We start from the raw sequence: 24370 nt of genomic DNA, 5'->3' as shown, positions 1-24370 counted from the left end.
TATTAACGGATAGTTCTTATTCAGCTGAAAAAGAAAATCAGGCCCACAAGAAGGACCACATCAGCGATCAGGGGGCAGAAGATGCCCTGCCAGAGAACGGCTTTAGGGCGAAAGCCAACGCCGTGGATCACACCGGCACATACCGCCCACATGATGAGAAAACCGTGCCAGATTTCAAGCTCGCTGGTCTTCGCCGCAAAACGCGACGGGTCCCAGAAGATGCAACCCGCCAGCAGTAACGCCATCACTAAGGAAAGCGCCCTGAGCGGGCGCTTGTCCATGATCCCGTAAAGATACGCGATCATCAGTGCTTTTCTTCACCGGCTTTGGTCGCTTCAACGTGCTCAAGCGCCAGGGCGGTAATCACACCAAATGCACAGGCAAGAAGCGTTCCTAAAATCCATGCGAAATACCACATATTCAGCTCCTTCCTTAATACATAGAGTGAGTGTTGCTTTCGATATGTTCTTTCGTGATACGACCGTACATTTTCCAGTAACACCAGGTGGTGTAAGCCAGAATAAGCGGGACGAACACGGCAGCCACAAACGTCATCAGGTTCAGCGTCATCTGACTGGAGGTGGAATCCCACATCGTCAGGCTAGCATTCATCATGGTGCTGGATGGCATCACGAACGGGAACATCGCGATACCGGCCGTCAGGATGATGCACGCCAGCGTCAGCGAAGAGAAGACGAATGCCCATGCGCCTTTTTCCATGCGGGAAGTCAGCAGGGTCAGCAGCGGCAGCACCACACCCAGCGCCGGGATAGCCCACAGAACCGGCGTATTATTGAAGTTCACCAGCCAGGCACCGGCCTGACGTGCAACTTCTTTGGTCAGCGGGTTAGACGGCGCAGTATGGTCAATCGCAGAAGTCACCACGTAACCGTCGATACCGAACATCACCCAGACGCCCGCCAGCGCGAAGCCGACCAGAGTTACCAGCGCCGCAATCTGCGAGACGGCGCGAGAGCGCAGGTGCAGTTCACCTACGGTACGCATCTGCAGGTAAGTCGCCCCCTGGGTCAGGATCATCGCCACGCTGACCACGCCTGCCAGCAGACCGAACGGGTTCAGCAGCTGGAAGAAGTTACCGGTGTAGTACAGACGCATGTATTCATCGAGGTGGAACGGTACGCCCTGCAGCAGGTTGCCGAACGCCACGCCGATCACCAGCGGCGGCACGAAGCTACCGATGAAGATGCCCCAGTCCCACACATTGCGCCAGCGGGTGTCTTCGATCTTCGAGCGGTAGTCAAAACCGACCGGACGGAAGAACAACGATGCCAGCACCAGGATCATCGCCACATAGAAGCCGGAGAACGCAGCCGCGTAGACCATCGGCCAGGCAGCGAACAGCGCGCCGCCTGCGGTGATCAGCCACACCTGGTTACCGTCCCAGTGCGGGGCGATGGAGTTAATCATAATTCGACGCTCGGTATCATTACGACCGAGGAAGCGGGTGAGCATGCCCACCCCCATGTCGAAACCGTCAGTGACCGCAAAACCAATCAGTAAGATCCCGACCAGCAGCCACCAGATAAAACGCAATACTTCATAATCGATCATTTGACGACTCCTGTCTTAGCGTGCCGGCTGAGAAGCGACGGTGGACTGCTCGTAGTGGTAGCGACCCGTTTTCAGGCTGCTTGGACCAAGGCGCGCAAACTTGAACATCAGGAACAGTTCAGCCACCAGGAACAGGGTGTACAGGCCACAAATCAGCAGCATGGAGAAAATCAGGTCCCCAGGGGTCAGGGATGAGTTCGCCACCGCAGTTGGCAACACCTCACCGATAGCCCATGGCTGACGGCCATATTCCGCAACAAACCAGCCGGATTCGATGGCGATCCACGGCAATGGCATGCCGTACAGCGCAGCACGCAGCAGCCATTTACGCTGACCGATACGGTTACGAATGACCGACCAGAAGGAGGCGCCAATGATCAACAGCATGATGATGCCGCAGCCAACCATGATACGGAACGCGAAGTACAGCGGCGCAACGCGTGGAATCGAGTCTTTGGTCGCCAGCTGAATCTGCTCTTCCGTCGCGTCAGAGACGTTCGGGGTATAGCGTTTCAGCAGCAGGCCGTAACCAAGGTCTTTTTTCACGTCGTTGAACTGATCGCGAACGGACTGATCGGTAGAGCCGGAACGCAGCTGCTCCAGCAGGGAGTAAGCTTTCATCCCGTTACGGATACGCTCTTCATGCTGCACCAGCAGATCTTTCAGACCGATAACCGGCGTATCCACGGAGCGGGTGGCAATGATGCCCAACGCATAAGGGATCTGAATAGCAAAGTGGTTTTCCTGTGCATCCTGATCGGGAATACCAAACAGGGTGAAGGCTGCCGGAGCCGGTTGGGTTTCCCACTCTGCTTCGATGGCGGCCAGTTTGGTTTTTTGTACGTCGCCCATCTCGTAACCGGATTCATCACCCAGCACGATAACAGAGAGGATAGCTGCCATACCGAAGCTCGCCGCGATGGCGAAGGAGCGCTTCGCAAAGCCGAAGTCACGACCACGCAGCATATAGTAGGCGCTGATGCCCATGATGAACATTGCACCGCAGACATAGCCAGAAGCCACAGTGTGAACGAATTTCACCTGAGCGACCGGGTTCAGCACCAGCTCGGAGAAGCTGACCATCTCCATGCGCATGGTTTCGAAGTTAAAGTCTGACGCGATAGGGTTCTGCATCCAGCCGTTGGCCACCAGGATCCACAGCGCGGAAAGGTTAGAGCCTAACGCGACGAGCCAGGTTACCGCCATGTGCTGGACTTTGCCCAGACGATCCCAGCCGAAGAAGAACAGACCTACAAAGGTGGATTCGAGGAAGAAGGCCATCAGACCTTCAATAGCCAGCGGCGCACCGAAGATATCCCCAACATAGTGAGAATAATAAGACCAGTTAGTCCCGAACTGGAACTCCATGGTCAGACCGGTTGCCACGCCCAGTGCAAAGTTGATTCCAAACAACTTGCCCCAGAACTTGGTCATATCTTTATAAATCTGTTTGCCGGAAAGAACGTAGACCGTTTCCATAATGGCCAGCAAGAACGCCATACCGAGCGTCAGTGGCACAAACAGGAAATGGTACATAGCGGTCAAGGCAAACTGTAAGCGCGACAGTTCGACTACATCTAACATCATGACTCCTTGCTCATCGCATGAAGACTTCGAGAGTGAAACCTGTTAGATAAGGATTCACACACATGCCCCAAAACAAATTATTCGCATCCTTATCGTCACGCCTGCCTCTGGAAAGAAAAAAGCGAGAGTGAAAGGTTACAAATAGGTTAAGAAAAAAGAAATTGATCCCGCAAATATAATACGCTGCAAACCCCTTACAATAAACAGGTTTTATTGAATCAGATTTACATTTTTCGACGATGATCAATTTATAGCAAAACTACCACTTTTGGTGCGTTTTGATCGCGAACAATTTAGCGCCTTTTGGCGCCTTTTTCCAGGCATTAAACATTGATTTAAATCAAAAACGCGTCTGATTGTTAACGATGTTTAATTGTGGGTTAAATAGTAAAAACCATGTTAATGATATGTATATTCCGAGGTGTTAATGGTTATCGAATTCTGGAAATAATATAAATAAAAGTGATTTTTATTAACGAGGAAGGATGAACCGGTTTTGCTTTAAGAAAAACACCGCCTGTTTATTGCCGCAAAGCGTTATTCATTGCGGGTGTGCAATTTTGCACAATTACATTTACCTTACCTTTATCCACCTTAAAATTAACACCGCGATGTGACTATTTAATGAAACAAAAGGTCACATGCGCTGTGACCTTTTAATTGCTGGAAAGGTTATTTGCCTATTTCGAGACTAAAGGTTCGCGACTGCCCCGGTCGCAAAGCCTCTACAATCTCTTTACCTCCTTGCAGCGACGCCTTTATCACCTCATTCATGTCCGTTTCGCTGCCCCCTTTGATAGCCCGGCTCATGGAGAATGCGACATCACAGGAGTGGGTCTGAGAAGGGTTGAACACACGAAGAACAAGCTCATCACGATCTTCAGCCTTCTTCAGGGCGCTGAGAACACATCCATTCGGTGCGAGCGTTAACAGGCTATAGTGACCAGGGGTTGTGAACGTGGTGCGGTTCAGCTTCATCGCGTCCCACGGGATTTTGTTATAGCACTGCACGGGGGTGAGCCATGACTTCGCCTGCTGGGCAATACCCGCACTCACTGGCGAACCGCTAAAACTCAACAGGCTGAAACGGCAACGCATCTCGCCACGCATTTGGGAATCAGGAACAGGCATTTTGATGCCGGATGGCCGGCCCGGACGCAGGAGTAAATCCTCTTTCCCAAGCAGCCCTACCCCGCGAAGTAAAGTCAGGGCAAACGTTTTTTGGCCCTCCCCCACCACTTCAAATTCACGCAGCCCCTCGGTAAACACCGCCATCCCGTTACGCTTTTCTTGGAGAACTGCGTAATTAAGGAGATTCCAGACCGGCAGTGGCGCTTCCTTCCAGCCCTCCTCCTGCCAGTTTGTCATGGCGTCATCCTGCACAGGGCGCGTCAGCGATCCAAACTGCGTGTCGGATAACACCTCTTCGGTGTTAAACGGCGTGGGGATCAGTACCCGAACCCGGTGGTCGTCGGCCTGATTGTCCAGCCGCACCGCCACGTCGATGCGTCTGCTATTGTGGCTAAGCGTCACCTCAATCTCGGCCTCAAGAGAGCCATGTTGTTGGCGCGCCGAGCGTTCGGCCAGATTCGCCGGAACGGCCATCCGATGCCGGATAACCGCCCTGCTCTGCCAGCCTTCATGAATCACCTCGACGTCATGCTCTCCTTGCGCTGAAGTGAGTCGCCACTCTTCGCGTGAAGGGGAGTAGTCGTACTCATCGCCATCATCAGAACTCTCTTCAATTTCCAGCACCCGGTCATAGACCAGGCCGGACTCTTTGTCGCGCAAACGCAGCGTGCCGTCGCGGTTCAGATCGATTTGCCAGAACGTATTTTCCAGCAACACCCCGGTAGCTTTCACCGATGGCAGTATCTTACCGGCGACATGCGGCTCAATGTAGAGCGTGCAATAGCCCATCGACGGCAGGATCTGGCGGAACTGAATATCAAATTCCATAAAAGGGTCGTAATTCCCGTAATGCACGATCTGCCGGTCAATCAGTCCGGGGTCGATTTCACGGGCGTGACGGATAAAACAGGGGATCGTATTGCCCTTATCGTCCAGCAAACGGAACTGACTGGCGCGCAGACGGATGGTGGTGTTAACCACTTCTTCACGTGGCCAGGGCATCAGATTGAACATCACCAGCTTGTCTTCATCGCTTTGTGGCATGTTGTCGACAATCTTACGCATATAAAAAAGAGTCAGGTTGTCGGCCATGTCTTCAGCCAGTTCGAACCGGGAGACAATCTCGCGATGAACCTTGTCGCTACAGCAGCAGCCGATGCTGTCGTGGGCATGGTTTTTGAGGATCTCTTTCCACATTTTTTCCAGCAGACCGTGGTGATACTCAAAACCCAGCGTCCAGGCGAGCGTCGCCAGCGGCTCAAGGATGTTGACGATTTTATTCTCAATACGGGCGTGGGCAATTTTGATATCCATGCGCGTGGAGCCAATTGTCCGGTGCACACGCATGTATTTGCCGTCGATAAACTCCCCTTTCAGCGTCGCCAGTTCATCACGGTGCGCATCAATGTGCCGGAACACCTCCTCGAACCGGCTCATTACAAATTTACGCTGCGGGTAAATTTCACGAAGCTTATCCATCACCGCGAAAATGTTCTGCTGCAACGGCATCTGGTCATGCCCGTTGGGCAGCAAAATCTCTTTGGTCACAGAGGCGTTTTCCAGCACCTCAAAGTAATTGTCGAGTCGTTTACGTAGCCCGGCTTCGTCCTCCGGTAAGTACTTACCAATTGCGTAACCCAGCGGCAGCACCTGTGCCGTTACTTCGCTGCCGTCCATGCTCTGCCACAGGAATTCGGTTTTATCGGTGCCGTGACGTTCGGAGCAGCCGCGCCAGAACATCGTGCGCGTAATACCGAAACCGTTATAAATGTGGGGGAGCTGCGCGGACATCCCAAAGGAGTCCGGCAGGTAGCCAATTTTCATTGGCTCGCCAAACGCCATGCAGTCACGAATGCCGTACATCAGGTTACGTACAATCGACTCGCCGGAGACGATAGTGGTATCGGTCTGGGTATACCAGGGGCCGATAATCAGCTTACCGGCTTCTACCATCGCCTTTACGCGGGGCCGGTTTTCCGGCTTCACCGCGAAGTAGTCTTCCAGCACCGCCGTCTGGCCATCGAGAACGTAATATTTATACTCCTCATCTTGTTCGAGGCGGGTGAGGATCTCCTCCATATTATTGACCAGTAGAATACGTGACGCTTCGGTGGTGAAGTACCACTCACGGTCCCAGTGCATATGTGGCGTGATATGAACGCGAGATACAGCTTTCATCTTCGTTTCCTGTTAGTGAGGGTTTATGGCGTAACGTCTTCAGTGAGGTAGTTGCCCTTCTTCACCGCCTGGCGTCGCCAGAGCAGTAAAATGAGCGTGGAGATGGCAGTGCCCACCAGCGCCGCACCAAACCAGCCCGCCGCAGCGGTCATGCCGCCCATGCCAGCATCATGAAGTAAAAAGAGGGAGAAAATGCCTGCCCCCGGCGTGGACAAACCAATGCCCATCGCGCCCACAATCGCGCCTGTTGCCATCGAGCCGAGAACAAACGAGCCAATCACCCGCAGCGGATCTTCGATCGCCATCGGAATCGCCCCTTCGGTGATACCCGCCAGCCCCAGCAGCCACGTTGATTTGCCGGTTTCAATTTCAAACTGCTTAAAGAGATGCGGGGCCAGCATTGTTGACGCGGTAACGGTAAAGGCCGACACCATTTTGACGGAGGCAAAAATTGCATAGGGACCGTACACGCCGTTCGCCATTGCCCCCAGGCAGAACGCATAAGAGGCTTTGTTGACCGGCCCACCCAAATCGAATGAGCACATGAACCCGAGGATCGCCCCCAGGAGCAGGGCATTTGCGCCGGAAAGACCGTTAAGCCAGGCGGTGAGCGTGTTATTAAGCCAGGCCACCGGTTCGCCGATGACAAACAGCATCAGGCTGCCCGCGCCCAGCACGCCAATGACCGGATAGAGATAAAAGGTTAGAAAGCCGTTGAAGCGGCTGTTCAGGCGGATGTGACTTTTCACCCAGCGCATCAGGTAGCCCGCAATCAGCCCACCGATGATCGCGCCCAGAAAACCGGAGCCAATCATATTGGCTGCAAGACCGGCCGCAAAGCCCGGCGTCAGTGCGGGTTTATCTGCCAGCGAGTAAGCGGTATAGGCCGCAAGGACAGGCACCATCAGGATGCCAAGCATGCCGCCGCCGAGCTTGCGATACATCCACAGCCACGAGTTTTCCTGGTCGAACAGGTGCTGCAGGCCCAGGATTTGCGCCAGCAGTACCGACACGGCCAGCACCGTACCGCCGGCAACGATCAGCGGCACCGCAAAAGAGATACCGCTAAGGAGCGCCTGCTTGAGCTCGGTTTTAACGCTCTTTTTCGTTTCGGTATCGCCATGCGCATGACGCGCATCGGTTGAGGGCTTGAGCGCCAACGCGCGCTCGATGAGTGCTTCAGCATGGCGCAGCGGTTCCGCAACCGGTACGGAAATGGCGGGGATCCCCTGAAAACGCTCATGCTCTTTGATGGCCACCTCCGCCGCAAAGATGCACGCTTTGGCCTCCTGTAACTGCTGCGCGGTGAGACGCCCCTCAATGCCGTTCGCCCCCTGCTTCTCGACCACCACGTTGACGCCGAGCTTCCGCCCTGCTTTTTCCAGGTATTCAGCCGCCATATAGGTATGGGCGATCCCCGCTGGACAGGCGGTCACACAGACCACGGTTGGCGCATCCACCAACGCTGTAGCCTCTTCTGCCTGGGGGACATCGTCCAGCGCAGCCAGCAGAGCATCTGCCGTGGTAGCTGCCATCACTCTTGCTCGCAGGGCATCATCAGCCAGTCTGGACGTCAGCTCCGTCAACAGCTGAATGTGTGTTGAACCTGCTTCGGCAGGCGGAATGGCGAGCAGAAAAATTAGCTCTACGTCCTCCGGGCCATCCACGCCCTCCCATGTAAGCGGCGTGCTTAAGGTGGCTACGGCGAAGGCCGCCTCTTTCACGGCAGACGATTTGCCATGGGGCACCGCCAGTCCTTCGCCCAACGCGGTGGGGCCAAGCGATTCACGTTGCAGCACTTCTGTTAAAAATGCCTCCCCGTCGGTAATTTTGCCCAAATCCAGTAGCCGCAGGGTGAGCTGGCGTATGGCTTCATCGCGGTTGGCATAGTGCGCCTGCACGCAGATGGCGTTCGGGTGGGTCAGGGTCGTCAGGTTCATCAAGATCCTCACATGGATGTTGTTATTGTCTGCGGGGAATTGTGGCAGACCAAATAATATATTTATGTGATCACTTTCACTAACGACGATAATTTGTATCTAATTTGTATTATTTACAATTTAGATGCTGAAGGCATAATTCGATGAAAAGGTATTAAACGGGCACTGCAAATGGGTAATAAACCGATGTACCGGCAGATAGCCGATGCGCTACGTGAGAAAATTAACACCGGTGTTTTACAGCCTGGAGACGCGTTGCCAACGGAATCCACGCTACAGGAGGCGTTCAGCGTCAGCCGGGTGACGGTTCGCCAGGCGCTAAAACTGCTGACCGAAGAGCAGATTATTGAAAGCATTCAGGGCAGCGGCTCTTACGTCAAAGAAGAGCGCGTCAATTATGATATCTACCAGCTCACCGGCTTTTACGAGAAGCTCGCCGACAGAAACGTGGATACGCATAGCGATGTAAAAATTTTTGAAGTGGTAAAAGCCGACACCAAGCTGGCAGAAAAACTGGATATCAATCCCGATGACAACGTCTGGCATGTCAAACGGGTGCGCTTTATTAAGCGAAAACCGGTGAATCTGGAAGAAACGTGGATGCCGCTGGCCATGTTCTCTGACCTCACCTGGGAAGTGATGGAAAACTCCAAATATCACTACATCGAGCAGATTAAAAAGATGACGATCGATCGCAGCGAGCAGGAGCTGGTGCCGATCATGCCATCGCAGGAGGCGATCGCCGCGCTGGCGCTCGATCCGGCAAAACCGATCCTGGAAAAGGTGTCGCGCGGATTTTTAAAAGACGGTCGCGTGTTTGAATACAGCCGCAACGTGTTTAACAGCGACGATTATAAATTCACGCTGGTTGCCAAACGCAGGCAATAAAAAAGGCCGCTGTGTAGCGGCCAACCATGTCGAAACAGACATTTTATTATGTCAAAGCTCCCCACTCGGGGAGCAGAGAGGATTTACTTGATGATGGACTTCAGCGCTTCGCCGATGTCAGCCAGGCTGCGAACGGTTTTCACGCCTGCTGCTTCCAGCGCCGCGAATTTCTCATCCGCAGTACCTTTGCCGCCCGCGATGATGGCGCCCGCGTGGCCCATACGCTTGCCTTTCGGCGCAGTCACACCCGCGATGTAGCCAACAACTGGCTTAGTCACGTGGTCTTTGATGTAAGCAGCCGCTTCTTCTTCCGCGCTGCCGCCGATTTCACCGATCATCACGATCGCTTCAGTCTGCGGGTCTTCCTGGAACAGCTTCAGGATGTCGATGAAGTTAGAACCCGGGATTGGGTCACCGCCGATGCCCACACAGGTGGACTGGCCGAAACCGTAGTCGGTGGTCTGCTTAACCGCTTCATAGGTCAGCGTACCAGAGCGGGAAACGATACCCACTTTGCCTGGCTTGTGAATGTGGCCCGGCATAATGCCGATTTTGCATTCGCCTGGGGTGATCACGCCCGGGCAGTTTGGCCCGATCATGCGCACGCCGGCTTCGTCCAGCTTCACTTTCACGGTCAGCATATCCAGGGTCGGGATGCCTTCGGTGATGGTGATGATCAGTTTGATGCCTGCGTCGATGGCTTCCAGAATGGAGTCTTTGCAGAACGGCGCCGGAACGTAGATCACGGTGGCGGTTGCGCCGGTCGCTTCTACCGCTTCACGTACGGTGTTGAACACCGGCAGGCCCAGATGGGTGGTGCCGCCTTTACCTGGCGTCACGCCGCCAACCATCTGCGTACCGTAGGCAATCGCCTGCTCAGAGTGGAATGAACCCTGGCTACCGGTGAAGCCCTGGCAGATGACTTTGGTATCTTTATTAATTAAAACGGACATTATTTCCCCTCCACTGCGGCAACTACCTGCTGAGCGGCATCCGTCAGACTTTTCGCTGCAATAATATTCAGGCCGCTGTCAGCCAGTTTTTTCGCGCCGAGTTCAGCGTTGTTCCCTTCCAGACGCACAACCACCGGGACGTTCACGCCCACTTCTTCTACCGCACCGATGATGCCGTCAGCGATCAGGTCGCAACGTACGATGCCGCCGAAGATGTTCACCAGAACCGCTTTCACGTTGTCGTCAGAGAGGATGATTTTGAAGGCTTCGGTCACGCGCTCTTTGGTTGCGCCGCCGCCCACATCGAGGAAGTTTGCCGGCTCGCCGCCGTGCAGCTTAACGATGTCCATGGTACCCATTGCCAGGCCCGCACCGTTAACCATGCAACCGATGTTGCCATCGAGTGCCACGTAGTTCAGTTCCCACTGTGCAGCCTGCGCTTCACGTGGATCTTCCTGAGACTGGTCGCGCATTTCGCGCAGATCCGCCTGGCGGAAGAGTGCGTTGCCGTCAGCGCCCAGTTTGCCGTCGAGGCAGATCAGATCGCCCTGTTTGGTGATAACCAGCGGGTTGATTTCGATCAGCGCCAGGTCGCGCTCCAGGAAGATGGTCGCCAGGCCCATGAAGATCTTGGTGAATTGCTGCACCAGTTTGCCTTCCAGACCCAGTTTGAATGCCAGCTCACGTCCCTGGTAAGGCATTGGGCCTGCCAGCGGATCGATAGCGACTTTGTGGATCAGGTGCGGGGTCTCTTCCGCTACTTTCTCGATTTCCACGCCGCCTTCGGTAGAGGCCATAAACACCACGCGACGGGAGCTACGGTCTACCACTGCGCCGAGGTACAATTCTTTTGCAATGTCGGTCGCCGCTTCAACCAGGATCTGGTTAACCGGCTGGCCGCCTGCGTCTGTCTGGTAGGTCACCAGACGTTTGCCGAGCCAATGTTCAGCAAAGGCGCGGATCTCTTCTTTACTGTTAACAACTTTCACACCGCCCGCTTTACCGCGGCCGCCAGCGTGAACCTGACATTTCACTACCCAAGGACCGGCGCCGATTTTAGATGCGGCTTCTTCTGCTTCACGAGGGGTATTGCAGGCATAACCCACCGGAGCCGGCAAGCCATACCGGGCAAACAGCTGTTTTGCCTGATATTCATGTAAGTTCATGTGTTCTATCCATCCTTCAGGGTAATCGTTAGGTCATGCTTTTGTAGGCCCGGCAGTCAAAGTGCCGCCGGGCAGTACGGCTAAAAACTAAACGTCCAGCAGCAGACGGGTTGGATCTTCCAGCAGCTCTTTAATCGCCACCAGGAAGCCCACAGACTCGCGGCCGTCGATCAGACGGTGATCGTAGGAGAGCGCCAGGTACATCATCGGCAGGATCTCGACTTTACCGTCAACCGCCATAGGACGATCTTTGATGGCATGCATGCCCAGGATCGCGCTCTGTGGTGGGTTAATGATCGGGGTAGACATCAGCGAGCCGAATACGCCGCCGTTGGTAATGGTGAAGTTACCGCCGGTCAGGTCTTCTACGGTCAGCTTGCCGTCACGGCCTTTCACAGCCAGTTCTTTGATTTTTTTCTCGATGTCAGCCATGCCCAGGGTGTCTACATCACGCAGAACCGGGGTCACCAGGCCACGTGGGGTAGAAACGGCCATGCTGACGTCGAAGTAGTTGTGATAAACCACATCATCGCCATCGATGGAGGCGTTCACTTCCGGGAAGCGTTTCAGGGCTTCAACAACGGCTTTCACGTAGAAGGACATAAAGCCCAGACGGATACCGTGACGTTTTTCAAACGCGTCACCGTACTGCTTACGCAGGTCCATGATTGGCTTCATGTTCACTTCGTTGAAGGTGGTCAGCATCGCGGTGGAGTTTTTCGCTTCCAGCAGACGCTCGGCCACACGCTTACGCAGGCGAGTCATCGGCACGCGTTTTTCGCTGCGAGCGCCCAGTGCAGGCTGTGCTGCTGGTGCGGCTGCCGGTGCTTTCGCTTCTGCTTTTGCATCAGAAGGCGCTTTCGCCAGGTGTTTTTCAATGTCTTCACGGGTCAGACGACCACCCACACCGGTGCCTTTAATGGCAGCCGCGTCGAGGGTGTGCTCTGCCAGCAGGCGACGGATCGCCGGGCTGAGTGCGTCGTTCGTCTGCTCTTCCAGAGAAGCCTGCTGGCGCTGGGCCGGTGTAGAGGCTTTCTCTTCAGATTTGGCGCTGGACTCTTTGCCCGCGCTGTTGCCTTCACGCAGGCGACCCAGCAGCTGACGAGAGGTCACAGTCGTGCCTTCATCTTCCAGCACTGCATCCAGAATGCCGTCCGCTGAAGCCGGTACTTCCAGTACCACTTTGTCAGTTTCGATTTCTACCAGCACTTCATCGCGTTTTACCGCGTCGCCTGGTTTTTTATGCCAGGTTGCAACGGTCGCATCAGCGACGGATTCAGGCAGGTCGGGAACAAGAATATCTACGCTACTCATTATTTATCCTTTAATTAATCGACGTTCAGCGCGTCATTAACCAGATCTTGTTGCTGCTTCTGGTGAACGGACATATACCCTACTGCCGGAGAGGCAGAGGCCGGGCGACCTGCGTAACGCAGAGCAGACCCAAATGGAATCACTTCACGGAAATGATGCTGGCTGCAGTACCATGCGCCCTGGTTGAGCGGCTCTTCCTGGCACCAGACAAAATCATGTACGTGAGCATAAGGTTTTAACGCTTCCTGCATCGCCTGATGCGGGAACGGATAAAGCTGTTCGATACGCACGATGGCGACATCTTTCTGATCGTTCTTACGGCGCTGTTCCAGCAGGTCGTAATAAACCTTACCAGAACACATCACGACGCGCTTAACGCCCTGCGGATCCAGGTCGTCAATTTCACCGATGGCCGGCAGGAAAGTGCCATTTGCCAGTTCATCCAGTGAAGAGACCGCCAGCGGGTGACGCAGCAGCGATTTCGGCGACATCACCACCAGCGGACGACGCATCCCGCGCAGCGCCTGACGACGCAGCATGTGGTAGACCTGAGCCGGGGTAGACGGCACGCAGACCTGCATGTTCTGCTCGGCGCAGAGTTGCAGATAACGCTCCAGACGCGCGGAGGAGTGCTCCGGGCCTTGCCCTTCGTAACCGTGCGGCAGCAGCATCACCAGGCCACACATACGGCCCCACTTCTGCTCGCCGGAGCTGATGAACTGGTCGATAACAACCTGCGCACCGTTGGCGAAGTCACCGAACTGCGCTTCCCAGATGGTCAGGGTGCGTGGTTCTGCCGTGGCGTAACCGTATTCAAACGCCAGAACCGCTTCTTCAGAGAGCACGGAGTCCCAGACCTTGAACTGGCCCTGACCGTTATGCACGTGCTGCAGCGGGGTGTAGGTGGAACCGTTAGTCTGGTTATGGATCACCGCATGGCGGTGGAAGAAGGTGCCGCGGCCCGCATCTTCACCGGACAGACGCACAGGAATACCTTCGTCAACCAGGGTCGCGTAGGCCAGGTTCTCTGCACCGCCCCAGTCGAACAGCTTCTCACCTGACGCCATTGATTGACGGTCAGCGTAAATCTTCTGCACGCGGGACTGCATTTCGATAGCTTCTGGTACGGTGCTGATGCGTTTTGCCAGCTCCTGCAGACGCTTCATCTCGACCTTGTTCGGGTAGCTCTCATCCCACTCGTGGTTGAGGTACGGCGACCAGGTGAAGGAGTGCATGTTCATTGGACGCAGCTCTTTCACCACGCATTCGCCCGCATCCAGCGCATCGCGGTAGAGGTTGACCATCTCGGTCGCATCTTCCAGCGTCACAACCTTGTCCGCTTCCAGCTTGTCAGCGTAGATTTTGCGCGGGGTCGGATGCTTTTTGATTTTCTGGTACATCAGCGGCTGGGTTGCGCTTGGCTCATCTGCTTCGTTATGGCCATGACGGCGGTAGCAGAACAGGTCGATCAGCACATCGCGTTTAAAGGTATTACGGAAGTCCAGCGCCAGACGGGTCACGAAAGCAACGGCTTCCGGGTCATCCGCGTTCACGTGGAAAATTGGCGCCTGAACCATCTTGCCGATGTCGGTGCAGTATGGGGTAGAACGCGCATCCAGTGGGTTAGAGGTGGTGAAGCCCACCTGGTTGTTGATCACGATGCGAACGGTACCGCCCACTTCGTAACCACGCGCTTTAGACATGTTCAGGGTTTCCTGAACCACGCCCTGACCGGTAATGGCCGCATCGCCGTGAATGGTGATTGGCAGCACTTTGTTGCTGCTCGGCTCGTCCAGACGATCCAGACGGGCGCGCACGGAACCGATAACCACCGGGCTAACGATCTCAAGGTGCGACGGGTTGAACGCCAGCGCCATGTGAACCAGGCCGCCGTTGGTTTCGATATCCGATGAGAAGCCCATGTGGTACTTCACGTCACCGGTACCGAGGTGTTCTTTATGTTTGCCTGCGAATTCGTCGAACAGATCCTGTGGTTTTTTACCCAGCACGTTGATCAGTACGTTCAGACGACCACGGTGGGCCATGCCCAGTACCACTTCGCGAGTGCCGCTATTACCTGCATGGCGGATCAGCTCTTTCAGCATTGGCACCAGCGCATCGCCGCCTTCCAGCGAGAAGCGTTTTGCACCCGGGAATTTGGCACCGAGGTAGCGCTCCAGCCCTTCTGCTGCGGTCAGTTCGCTAAGGAAGCGTTTTTTCTCTTCCGCATTGAAGGTGGATTTACCGGCAACCGATTCAATACGCTGCTGGATCCAGCGTTTTTCTTCGGTGGAGGTGATGTGCATATATTCCGCACCGATAGAGCCGCAGTAGGTTTGCTTCAGCGCCTCCAGCAGATCGCCCAGCTTCATCGTGTCTTTGCCGATAGCGAAAGAACCCACGTTAAAGGTTTCCTGGAAATCAGCTTCGGTCAGATCGTGATAAGCCGGGTCGAGATCTGCCACACGCTCCTGCTGCCACAGCCCCAGCGGATCCAGATTCGCATGCTGGTGGCCACGGAAACGGTAGGCGTTAATCAGCTGCAGGACTTTAACCTGCTTTGCATTGGTGTCAGGATCGGAGATGGCGGAAGAGTAACGTGAGGCATCCTTCGCCAGACGACGGAAATAATCACGTGTTTTGGAATGAAATTGATCCGGTTTGACTCCTGTTCCAGGTAACTGCTGGAACATCGAACGCCAGTTAGCGTCCACTGAGTCAGGGTCGGTTAAGAAGTCTTCATAGAGCTGTTCAATCCAGCTCTGGTTCGCACCAGAGAGGAATGAAGAGTCCAGCCAGGCTTTCATTGCGCCGTTCTGCATCGTGATCCCTTAAGCATTTTTATGCTTACTTTCGCCGTAGAAACTACCACGCACACCACGTGTACGTGCCGGGGTTCACCTGCGAGCTCTTTTCATTTGGCTCGCGAAGGAACCTTTAGAAACTGTCTAAATAATCTTCGTCGTTCCGGCTGCGATTGCGTTGCGGCTTTCACTCACCCCATTCACATAGTCACTATGCTCTGGGGATTCATTCAACCGCGCCTTGTCTCGCGCTGAACGTCTCGATTATTTATTCATCTGGCAGTTTTTAAAGGTTTCTGCAATCTATCCCTTCTCCCCTGTGGGGAGAGGGTTAGGGTGAGGGGAACCGCGTTCCCCTCTTATGACTTACGCACTGCGCTGCAGCAGCATCGACTTGATGTGGCCGATAGCGCGCGTCGGGTTCAGTCCCTTAGGACATACACTGACGCAGTTCATGATGCTGTGGCAGCGGAATACGCTGAAAGCGTCACTCAGCCCTTCCAGGCGGTTGTCAGTTTCGGTATCACGGCTGTCAATCAGGAAGCGGTACGCTGCCAGCAGGCCAGCCGGGCCGATAAACTTGTCCGGGTTCCACCAGAACGACGGGCAAGAGGTCGAACAACATGCACAGAGAATACACTCATACAGGCCATCGAGTTTTTCACGCTGCTCTGGCGACTGTAAATGCTCGCGAGCGGGTGGATTTTGCCCATTATTCAATAAGTAAGGCTTAATCTTCTCATATTGTGCATAGAATTGCCCCATGTCCACCACCAAATCACGAACAACCGGCAGACCTGGCAGAGGCCGGATCACAATCTTCTGTCCCGCACGCTGGAGCGCAGAGATAGGGGTGATACAGGCCAGACCGTTTTTGCCGTTCATGTTCAGGCCGTCGGAGCCACACACGCCTTCACGGCAGGAACGACGGAATGACAGTGTCGGATCTTTTTCTTTCAGCTGCATTAACGCATCAAGCAGCATCATGTCCCGGCCTTCTTCCGCTTCCAGGGTGTAATCCTGCATATGCGGAGCGTCATCAACATCCGGGTTATAACGATAAACTGAGAATTCGAGTTTCATTGTCCTGTCTCCGCATTAATAAGTACGAATCTTCGGCGGGAACGCCGGACGCAGTTTCGGTTCCATATTGACGCTACGACGTGTCATGGATTCCGACTCTGGCAGGTACAGGGAATGGCACAGCCAGTTTTCGTCGTCACGATCCGGGAAGTCGAAGCGGCTATGCGCGCCACGGCTTTCGGTACGGAAGTTTGCAGAGACCGCAGTCGCGTAAGCGGTTTCCATCAGGTTATCCAGCTCCAGACACTCTACGCGCTGGGTGTTGAACTCGCTGGAAGTATCGTCCAGACGGGCATTTTTCAGACGCTCGCGGATCGCTTTCAGCTGCTCAAGCCCTTTCGCCATCGCATCGCCTTCACGGAATACCGAGAAGTTGTGCTGCATGCACTCCTGCAGCGCCTTACGAATCTCTACCGGATCTTCGCCGTTGCGGTTACCGTTCCAGCGATTCAGACGTTCCAGAGAGGCGTCGATATTCGCGTCGGTGGCATCACGCAGCGGCCCCTGCTCAGCAATAGACTCTTGCAGATGCAGACCCACCGCACGACCAAACACCACCAGGTCGAGAAGCGAGTTGCCGCCCAGACGGTTGGCGCCGTGTACGGATACGCAGGCAATTTCGCCTACCGCGAACAGGCCCGGGATCACTACGTCTTCGCCCTGCTCGTTCACGGTCAGCGCCTGGCCGGTCACTTTGGTCGGAATACCGCCCATCATGTAGTGGCAGGTTGGGATAACCGGGATCGGCTCTTTAACCGGGTCGACGTGAGCAAAGGTACGGGACAGCTCCAGGATGCCTGGCAGACGTGATTCCAGAACCTCTTTACCCAGGTGGTCAAGTTTCAGCTTCGCGTGCGGCCCCCACGGACCGTCGCAGCCACGACCTTCACGGATTTCGATCATGATGGAACGCGCCACCACGTCACGACCCGCCAGATCTTTCGCATTCGGGGCATAACGCTCCATGAAGCGCTCGCCATGTTTGTTCAGCAGGTAGCCACCTTCACCGCGGCAGCCTTCTGTAACCAGCACGCCCGCACCGGCGATACCGGTTGGGTGGAACTGCCACATCTCCATATCCTGCACCGGCACGCCAGCGCGGATCGCCATACCGACGCCGTCACCGGTGTTGATATGGGCGTTAGTGGTGGACTGGTAAATACGGCCTGCACCGCCGGTTGCCAGCACGGTTGCGCGGGCTTTGAAGTAGACGACTTCACCGGTTTCGATGCACAGCGCGGTACACCCTACGATCGCGCCATCTTCGTTTTTCACCAGATCCAGGGCATACCACTCGGAGAAGATGGTAGTTTTGTTCTTCAGGTTCTGCTGATACAGGGTATGCAGAAGCGCGTGACCGGTACGGTCGGCCGCTGCTGCGGTACGGGCCGCCTGCTCGCCGCCGAAGTCCTTCGACTGGCCGCCAAACGGACGTTGATAGATGGTACCGTTCTCCAGGCGGGAGAAAGGCAGACCCATATGGTCCAGCTCCAGAATCGCTTCCGGGCCGGTTTTACACATATATTCAATGGCGTCCTGGTCACCGATGTAATCGGAGCCTTTCACCGTGTCGTACATATGCCATTCCCAGTTATCATCATGGGTATTACCGAGCGCGACGGTGATGCCACCCTGCGCAGATACGGTATGGGAACGGGTCGGGAAGACTTTAGAGAGCAGCGCACAGCTCTGGCCGCTCTGGGAAATTTGCAGCGCCGCGCGCATACCTGCGCCACCGGCTCCAATCACTACAGCATCAAATTCTCTGACTGGCAGTTTCATTACACACCCCATACCACAACGAATCCATAAATAACGTAAACCGCCAGGGCAACCACGATTGCCAGCTGCAGCGTCAGACGAATCGCCACGGGTTTAACGTAATCGGTCAATACCTGCCACATGCCAATCCACGCATGGATAAGGATGGAGGCCAACGCCAGCAGGGTGAAGACTTTGGTGAATGCCGAACCGAAGAAACCGGTCCAGATTTCCCACGTCAGGTCGCCGCTGGTGGCAAAGAAACCGATCATGTAGATGATGTAGAGGGTGAGAACGATAGCGGTAGCACGGACCAGAATGAAGTCATGTACGCCGTTGCGTCCCAATGCGGAGGCGTTGCTTACCATACGAGGACTCCTGCGAGAAGTGAAAGCACGACAGTGATGACAAATGAAATGTTAGCGGTGCGTTTGCCGGATTCGAAGGTCTCTTCCAGGTAACCAACGTCCATCAGCATATGGCGAACACCGCCGACGACGTGATAGGCCAGCGCGGTCAGGATGCCCCACATGATAAATTTCACGAAGAAACCGTTCATGATGTCGGAGGCCTGCTGGAATCCTGCTGGAGACGAGAGGCTGGTACCCAGCAACCATAACAGGATACCCACCGCGACAAACGTGATCACACCGGATACACGATGAAGGATGGACGCTATTGCCGTTACAGGGAATCGGATCGTTTTCAGATCCAGATTGACAGGTCTTTGTTTTTTCACATTTCTTATCATGAATAACGCCCACATGCTGTTCTTATAGTTTCCTTCCTCCGGACTGCGATGCGGGTCAGACAGCGTGCCTTTTATATAACTGTGCGTCATGCAAAACATTGCTTCCAGATGCTCAAATGACACGTTACAACGCTGGTTGGCTCGGGATTGCAGGGTTTTCCGGAGACCTGGCGGCAGTATAGGCCGTTCACAAAATCATTACAATTAACCTACATACAGTTTGTCTGGTTTTATGCGGAACAGTGATCAGGGTCACGATAACAACATCTTTTTAATTTTTAATCATCTGATTTGACAAATGTTAAACATTATTGTTACAAACATCACCAGAAAAGGCATATAATGCGCAAAAGTTATGAGGTCTCTCTTTCACCTGAGAATAAGTTATGTAACAGTGTGATGGTATTGACCGAAGTTATCAGGACAGTTATTAGTGATATACAGGTTTGAATAATTCGGACTGCACAAACACTGATTTGCTGTTATTTCTCTGGTTTCTCATTTGTTTACCTGCTAGCGCCATTGCTCTGTACCCTGGTTTCTCCTCGTGAGCTGAGCGGCGAGCCAAATAACAAACTGGTAACAATGATAAATCAGCTGAATGCAAATCCGGTTAAGGGCAGTCTTAAGCAATAAGGCGCTAAGGAGACCGTAAATGGCTGATACTAAGGCAAAAATCACCCTGAATGGTGATGATGCTATCGAACTGGATGTGCTAAAAGGCACGCTCGGTCAGGATGTTATTGATATCCGTAGTCTTGGTTCAAAAGGTATGTTTACCTTTGACCCTGGTTTTACCTCCACCGCATCTTGCGAATCCAAAATCACCTATATCGACGGTGACGAAGGTATCCTGCTGCACCGCGGTTTCCCCATCGATCAGTTAGCCACTGAATCCAACTATCTGGAAGTGTGCTACATCCTGTTGAACGGCGAAAAGCCGACTCAGGAACAGTACGATGAGTTCAAAACCACCGTTACCCGCCACACCATGATTCATGAGCAGATCACCCGTCTGTTCCATGCGTTCCGTCGTGATTCCCATCCGATGGCGGTCATGTGTGGGATCACCGGTGCGCTGGCTGCGTTCTACCATGACTCGCTGGATGTAAATAATCAGCGTCATCGCGATATCGCTGCATTCCGTCTGCTGTCCAAAATGCCAACCATGGCTGCGATGTGTTACAAATACTCCATCGGACAGCCGTTTGTTTATCCACGCAACGACCTCTCCTACGCCGGTAACTTCCTGCGCATGATGTTCGCCACGCCGTGTGAAGAGTATGAAGTGAACCCAGTTCTGGAACGCGCCATGGATCGTATTCTGATCCTGCACGCTGACCACGAGCAGAACGCCTCCACCTCTACCGTGCGTACCGCTGGCTCCTCTGGCGCCAACCCGTTCGCCTGTATCGCAGCAGGTATTGCCTCCCTGTGGGGACCGGCACACGGCGGCGCGAACGAAGCGGCACTGAAGATGCTGGAAGAGATCAGCTCCGTTGAGCACATTCCTGAGTTCGTGCGTCGCGCGAAAGACAAGAATGACTCCTTCCGTCTGATGGGCTTCGGTCACCGTGTTTACAAAAACTACGATCCGCGTGCAACCGTGATGCGTGAAACCTGCCATGAAGTGCTGAAAGAGCTGGGCACTAAAGATGACCTGCTGCAGGTGGCGATGGAGCTGGAACACATCGCGCTGAACGACCCGTACTTCATCGAGAAGAAACTCTACCCGAACGTCGACTTCTACTCCGGTATCATCCTGAAAGCGATGGGTATTCCGTCTTCCATGTTTACCGTGATCTTCGCGATGGCGCGTACCGTGGGCTGGATTGCGCACTGGAACGAAATGCACACCGAAGGGATGAAAATTGCGCGTCCACGTCAGCTGTACACCGGCTACGAGCAGCGTAATTTCGAAACGGCGATCACCAAACGCTAAACGCATGAGGGCAGCCTGATGCCCTCCCCCTCTCTTACAGGGAGAGGATGCAAAATAAAAAACGGTAACCCAAGGGTTACCGTTTTATTTTTACCTTCGCCACCCGGCTTTTATACCTGGCACCCAGGGCACCAGTAAAAGGGTCGTGAAGAGAGCGTGGTCTTCTCTATCTTCCCGCCGCACCGTTCACACTTTTTCCCTGCGCGATGAAACACCTTAAAACGGAATAACGCCCCGTGATGCTTATTGTCATTCACCACGCCGCGAGTGTTGTACGACAGGCGCGGGATCGCCAACAGCGCGTGCGCCAGCACGTCGAGCTGTAGGTCAGTTAGCTGTGACGCCTTGTGCTGGGGTGCCAGCCCTACCTCCCACAGGATCTCGACCCGCAGATAATTCCCTAACCCCGCCAGAAACGCCTGATCCAGCAATAGCCCGGAGAACTGGCGATTGCGGAATTTTGCTGATAGTAACCGCGCTTTGACATCTTCTGCCGTTAGGCTTAAATCCAGCACATCCGGCCCCACCCGCTGCAGGAAGGAATGGGTGGCAAGCTGCTCCGGCATCAGCATCTCGATATCCGAAGCGCTGTAAAGCAGGATGGTTTTCTCGGCGGTCTGTAACTTAACGCGCAGCACCCGCGTGGTCTGCGGCTCCTGGCCGGTTTCCACCACCCGCCAGACGCCGTAAAGCTGGTTATGGCTGTAGAGCGTCAGCTGGTTAGAGAAGTGGGTAAGAAGCGTTTTGCCCCGCGTCTCCACATGCGTAACCCTTTCCCCGATAAGCCGGGATTCAAAGGGTTTTAGCTGAGGAAAAGCAAACCACACGTCGGTGAGCGGTTTGCCTTTTATCGCCGCCTCAAGGCTGTCCGCCGCGCGGCGGATCTCCGGTCCTTCTGGCATCGTAATGTCCTGTGTTAGTGCGTTGCGCCGCCAACCACCTTGATGTCGTGCGCTTGTCGCAACGCCACCGTAATGGCAATCTCCAGCGCCTGCTTCACGGTTTGCGCGGCCATGCTCGGGGCGCCAGGATGCGCCGCGGCCTGCTCGGGCAGGTAAGGAATATGGATAAATCCGCCTTTTACTTCCGGCCAGTCCGCCAGCTTGTGCAGCACGCCATACATCACATGGTTGCAGACGAATGTGCCAGCCGTTTGCGAAACCGAAGCAGGAATACCGGCCTCGCGGAGCGCCGCCACCATCGCTTTGATCGGCAGGGTGCTAAACCAGGCCGCCGGACCATCCGGTACGATAGCAACGTCCACCGGCTGCTGCCCACGGTTATCCGGGATACGGGCATCATCGACGTTGATCGCCACCCGTTCCACCGTCACATCCACGCGCCCACCGGCCTGGCCTATCGCCAGCACTACTGACGGCTGCAGGGCATCAATGGCCGCATTCAGAACTTCTAACGACTCGCCGAACACGCAGGGCAACTGCCGCGCCACTACGCGGCAGTCGTCAATAATGGTCCCATCCAGCAGCTTTACCACTTCCCATGACGGGTTAACGGTTTCGCCGCCAAAGGGTTCAAATCCCGTGATTAATACGGTTTGCATCATTTCTCCTTACAGGAACATCAGGAAGTAGAGCAGGAAAACATTGGCAATCAGCAGCAGCACCCCGGTAGGCACCTGCGCTTTGATAACCGCATTTTTATCCGGCAACTCCAGCAGGGCGGCGGGCACAATGTTGAAGTTGGCTGCCATTGGCGTCATCAGCGTACCGCAGTAGCCGGAGAACATGCCAATCGCCGCCATCACCGCCGGGTTGCCGCCGTGCTGCAACACCAGAATCGGAATGCCGATCCCGGCCGTGACAATCGGGAAAGCGGCAAAGGCGTTACCCATCACCATGGTCAGGAGCGCCATACCGATGGCATAGACCGCCACCGCGATAAACCGGCTATCGACCGCCAGATACGTCTGGGTAAGATACGAAATCCCCTCCCCGACCCCGGCGGCGGTAAACAGCAGGCCAAGGGTGGCGAGGATCTGCGGCAGAATAAAGGCCCAACCGATGGAGTCGAGCAGACGGCGAGCCTCCTGCAGCGGCTGATGCACGTTTTCGTGGGTCATTTTGATCGCCATCGCCAGACCTATCAGCGAACCGACCGTCATCGAGAAGAGCGTCACCAGCGTTGCGTGGTTGCCCGGCCCGAACAGGGTTTCCTGGAGGCCCGGAATGTGGTTAAACATCAGCACGCCCACCACCGTCACTACCGGAATGGCCAGCGCCGGTAAGAACAGGCGATTACCCAGACGCTTCGCGCTGCTCTCACGCTCTTCCGCCGTGCGCTGGTGATAGCTGCCCAGACGCACGCCACCAAAACCGGCAATCAGCGCCAGCACGACAACCGCCACCCCTACCGCGATATGAACGGTTCGCTTGTCACCCACCAGATCGTAAGTCCAGGTGCCGAGCAGGAACAGCAGACCGTAAATGCCCCAGAACAGGCCGGTTGTGATGCGTCGCGGGTTGGCTTTATCGCGAAACGACATCAGCGCCACGATCAGCAGGATCAGCCCTGCCAGCCAGTAGAGATAACTTTGCTGGAAATTCATTTCACTTCTCCCTGCACTTTGGCCAGCTCACGCTCCAGATGCTTATCCAGGCGGTACAGGCGGGTCGCGTGGATCGCAAAGGCGCAGAGCGCGGTCGGGATCCCCCACAGGGCAATATGCAGCGGTTCCGTCTGGATCCCGCCGGATTCGAGCATAAAGTTATGCATAAAGATGATGGCGCCAAAGGCGACAAAGATATCTTCGCCAAAGAACAGCCCGACGTTATCGGTGGCCGCCGACATCGCCCGCAGGCGATAACGCACCGCGCCCGGCAGTTCGCCATACTTCTTCTCTGCTGCCCCTTCCGCCATCGGTGCCAGCAAAGGGCGCACCATCTGCGGGTGACCGCCGAGACTGGTCAGCCCCATCGCCGCCGAGGCTTCGCGGACAAACAGATAGACGATCAGCAGACGACCGGCGGTGGCGCTGTGGATCTTCGCGATCCACGCCTGCGCCCGCTCTTTCAGGCCGTGACGCTCCAGCAGGCCGATAACCGCCAGCGGGATCAGCAGGATAAAGGGCAGGTTGCGGGTATTCAGGAACCCTTCACCCAGTTTTTCCAGAATGGTGGCAATCGGCATATGCGCCGCAAGGCCGGTGACGATCCCGGCGACAATGACCACCAGCACCGGGTTAAAGCGTAAAAGAAACCCGACCACAATCACCGCGATACCGATGAGTGGCCAGAGGGATAGCGTCTCTGCCATGTTCTCTTTCCTGTTGTTGTGTTTGCA

The 24370-nt window shown here is 55.1% G+C and carries 20 protein-coding genes; 2 read left to right on the top strand and 18 right to left on the bottom strand.

Features of this window, described 5'->3' with window-relative positions; all coding sequences use genetic code 11:
• Positions 1-20 precede the first annotated feature (20 nt).
• From ybgE to mngA, 6 genes are all read right to left on the bottom strand, one after another.
• Positions 21-305 (bottom strand): cyd operon protein YbgE, encoded by a 285-nt coding sequence (gene ybgE / locus ACF8PE_RS10380; protein WP_032617091.1) that lies wholly within the window; start codon positions 303-305, stop codon positions 21-23.
• The gene (gene cydX / locus ACF8PE_RS10375; protein ID WP_003858598.1) at positions 305-418 is read right to left on the bottom strand and encodes a cytochrome bd-I oxidase subunit CydX; all 114 of its coding nucleotides are present in this window, start codon (positions 416-418) and stop codon (positions 305-307) included. The genes ybgE and cydX overlap by 1 nt, the downstream gene beginning before the upstream one ends.
• 14 nt (positions 419-432) lie before the next feature.
• Positions 433-1572, bottom strand: a complete 1140-nt coding sequence (gene cydB / locus ACF8PE_RS10370; RefSeq protein ID WP_032617090.1) for a cytochrome d ubiquinol oxidase subunit II — start codon at positions 1570-1572, stop codon at positions 433-435.
• A 15-nt stretch (positions 1573-1587) separates the two neighbouring features.
• Positions 1588-3156, bottom strand: a complete 1569-nt coding sequence (cydA, locus tag ACF8PE_RS10365; protein WP_032617089.1) for a cytochrome ubiquinol oxidase subunit I — start codon at positions 3154-3156, stop codon at positions 1588-1590.
• Positions 3157-3831: 675 nt separating this feature from the next.
• Entirely contained in the window at positions 3832-6468 is a 2637-nt protein-coding gene (gene mngB / locus ACF8PE_RS10360; protein ID WP_392494820.1) for a mannosylglycerate hydrolase, read from the bottom strand.
• Between the two features lie 23 nt (positions 6469-6491).
• A complete protein-coding gene (mngA, locus tag ACF8PE_RS10355) occupies positions 6492-8408 on the bottom strand; it encodes a PTS 2-O-a-mannosyl-D-glycerate transporter subunit IIABC (protein WP_392494819.1) in 1917 nt (638 codons plus the stop codon).
• 171 nt (positions 8409-8579) lie between these two features.
• On the opposite strand from mngA, the gene ACF8PE_RS10350 reads away from it, so the two are divergent.
• The gene (locus ACF8PE_RS10350) at positions 8580-9296 is read left to right on the top strand and encodes a GntR family transcriptional regulator (RefSeq protein WP_032617086.1); all 717 of its coding nucleotides are present in this window, start codon (positions 8580-8582) and stop codon (positions 9294-9296) included.
• A gap of 83 nt (positions 9297-9379) precedes the next feature.
• Here the strand turns inward: ACF8PE_RS10350 and sucD are convergent, their stop codons facing one another.
• From sucD to sdhC, 8 genes are all read right to left on the bottom strand, one after another.
• On the bottom strand, positions 9380-10249 hold the full coding sequence (sucD, locus tag ACF8PE_RS10345) for a succinate--CoA ligase subunit alpha (RefSeq protein ID WP_032617085.1): 870 nt from the start codon (positions 10247-10249) through the stop codon (positions 9380-9382).
• Entirely contained in the window at positions 10249-11415 is a 1167-nt protein-coding gene (gene sucC, locus ACF8PE_RS10340) for an ADP-forming succinate--CoA ligase subunit beta (protein ID WP_032617084.1), read from the bottom strand. The genes sucD and sucC overlap by 1 nt, the downstream gene beginning before the upstream one ends.
• An 87-nt stretch (positions 11416-11502) precedes the next feature.
• On the bottom strand, positions 11503-12729 hold the full coding sequence (odhB, locus tag ACF8PE_RS10335) for a 2-oxoglutarate dehydrogenase complex dihydrolipoyllysine-residue succinyltransferase (protein ID WP_032617083.1): 1227 nt from the start codon (positions 12727-12729) through the stop codon (positions 11503-11505).
• A gap of 14 nt (positions 12730-12743) precedes the next feature.
• The gene (gene sucA, locus ACF8PE_RS10330) at positions 12744-15551 is read right to left on the bottom strand and encodes a 2-oxoglutarate dehydrogenase E1 component (protein ID WP_059308497.1); all 2808 of its coding nucleotides are present in this window, start codon (positions 15549-15551) and stop codon (positions 12744-12746) included.
• A gap of 348 nt (positions 15552-15899) precedes the next feature.
• A complete protein-coding gene (locus ACF8PE_RS10325) occupies positions 15900-16616 on the bottom strand; it encodes a succinate dehydrogenase iron-sulfur subunit (RefSeq protein WP_032617081.1) in 717 nt (238 codons plus the stop codon).
• A gap of 15 nt (positions 16617-16631) precedes the next feature.
• The gene (sdhA, locus tag ACF8PE_RS10320) at positions 16632-18398 is read right to left on the bottom strand and encodes a succinate dehydrogenase flavoprotein subunit (RefSeq protein ID WP_059308498.1); all 1767 of its coding nucleotides are present in this window, start codon (positions 18396-18398) and stop codon (positions 16632-16634) included.
• On the bottom strand, positions 18398-18745 hold the full coding sequence (gene sdhD / locus ACF8PE_RS10315) for a succinate dehydrogenase membrane anchor subunit (RefSeq protein ID WP_032617079.1): 348 nt from the start codon (positions 18743-18745) through the stop codon (positions 18398-18400). Before sdhD ends, sdhA begins: the two co-directional genes overlap by 1 nt.
• The gene (gene sdhC / locus ACF8PE_RS10310; RefSeq protein ID WP_032617136.1) at positions 18739-19143 is read right to left on the bottom strand and encodes a succinate dehydrogenase cytochrome b556 subunit; all 405 of its coding nucleotides are present in this window, start codon (positions 19141-19143) and stop codon (positions 18739-18741) included. The genes sdhD and sdhC overlap by 7 nt, the downstream gene beginning before the upstream one ends.
• Before the next feature lie 640 nt (positions 19144-19783).
• On the opposite strand from sdhC, the gene ACF8PE_RS10305 reads away from it, so the two are divergent.
• On the top strand, positions 19784-21070 hold the full coding sequence (locus ACF8PE_RS10305; protein ID WP_032617078.1) for a citrate synthase: 1287 nt from the start codon (positions 19784-19786) through the stop codon (positions 21068-21070).
• 110 nt (positions 21071-21180) lie between these two features.
• Here ACF8PE_RS10305 and nei read toward each other — a convergent pair whose 3' ends face one another.
• Genes nei through ACF8PE_RS10285 form a run of 4 tightly spaced genes read right to left on the bottom strand, consistent with a single transcriptional unit; the run spans position 21181 to position 24343 of the window.
• Entirely contained in the window at positions 21181-21972 is a 792-nt protein-coding gene (gene nei / locus ACF8PE_RS10300; protein ID WP_392494818.1) for an endonuclease VIII, read from the bottom strand.
• A gap of 14 nt (positions 21973-21986) precedes the next feature.
• Positions 21987-22631, bottom strand: a complete 645-nt coding sequence (gene pcp, locus ACF8PE_RS10295; protein WP_032617075.1) for a pyroglutamyl-peptidase I — start codon at positions 22629-22631, stop codon at positions 21987-21989.
• A 9-nt stretch (positions 22632-22640) separates the two neighbouring features.
• Positions 22641-23636 carry a DUF979 domain-containing protein gene (locus ACF8PE_RS10290; RefSeq protein WP_032617074.1) on the bottom strand — a complete coding sequence of 332 codons (996 nt, stop codon included), beginning with the start codon at positions 23634-23636 and terminating at the stop codon, positions 22641-22643.
• Complete coding sequence (locus ACF8PE_RS10285; protein ID WP_032617073.1) at positions 23633-24343, bottom strand: DUF969 domain-containing protein; 711 nt, start codon at positions 24341-24343, stop codon at positions 23633-23635. Before ACF8PE_RS10285 ends, ACF8PE_RS10290 begins: the two co-directional genes overlap by 4 nt.
• Positions 24344-24370: the final 27 nt, after the last annotated feature.

Source organism: Leclercia sp. GLN_9 (assembly GCF_043105735.1).
Taxonomy (GTDB): domain Bacteria; phylum Pseudomonadota; class Gammaproteobacteria; order Enterobacterales; family Enterobacteriaceae; genus Enterobacter; species Enterobacter adecarboxylatus.
Note: the sequence above shows the minus strand (reverse complement) of the source record. Positions and strands in the feature narration are given on the sequence as shown.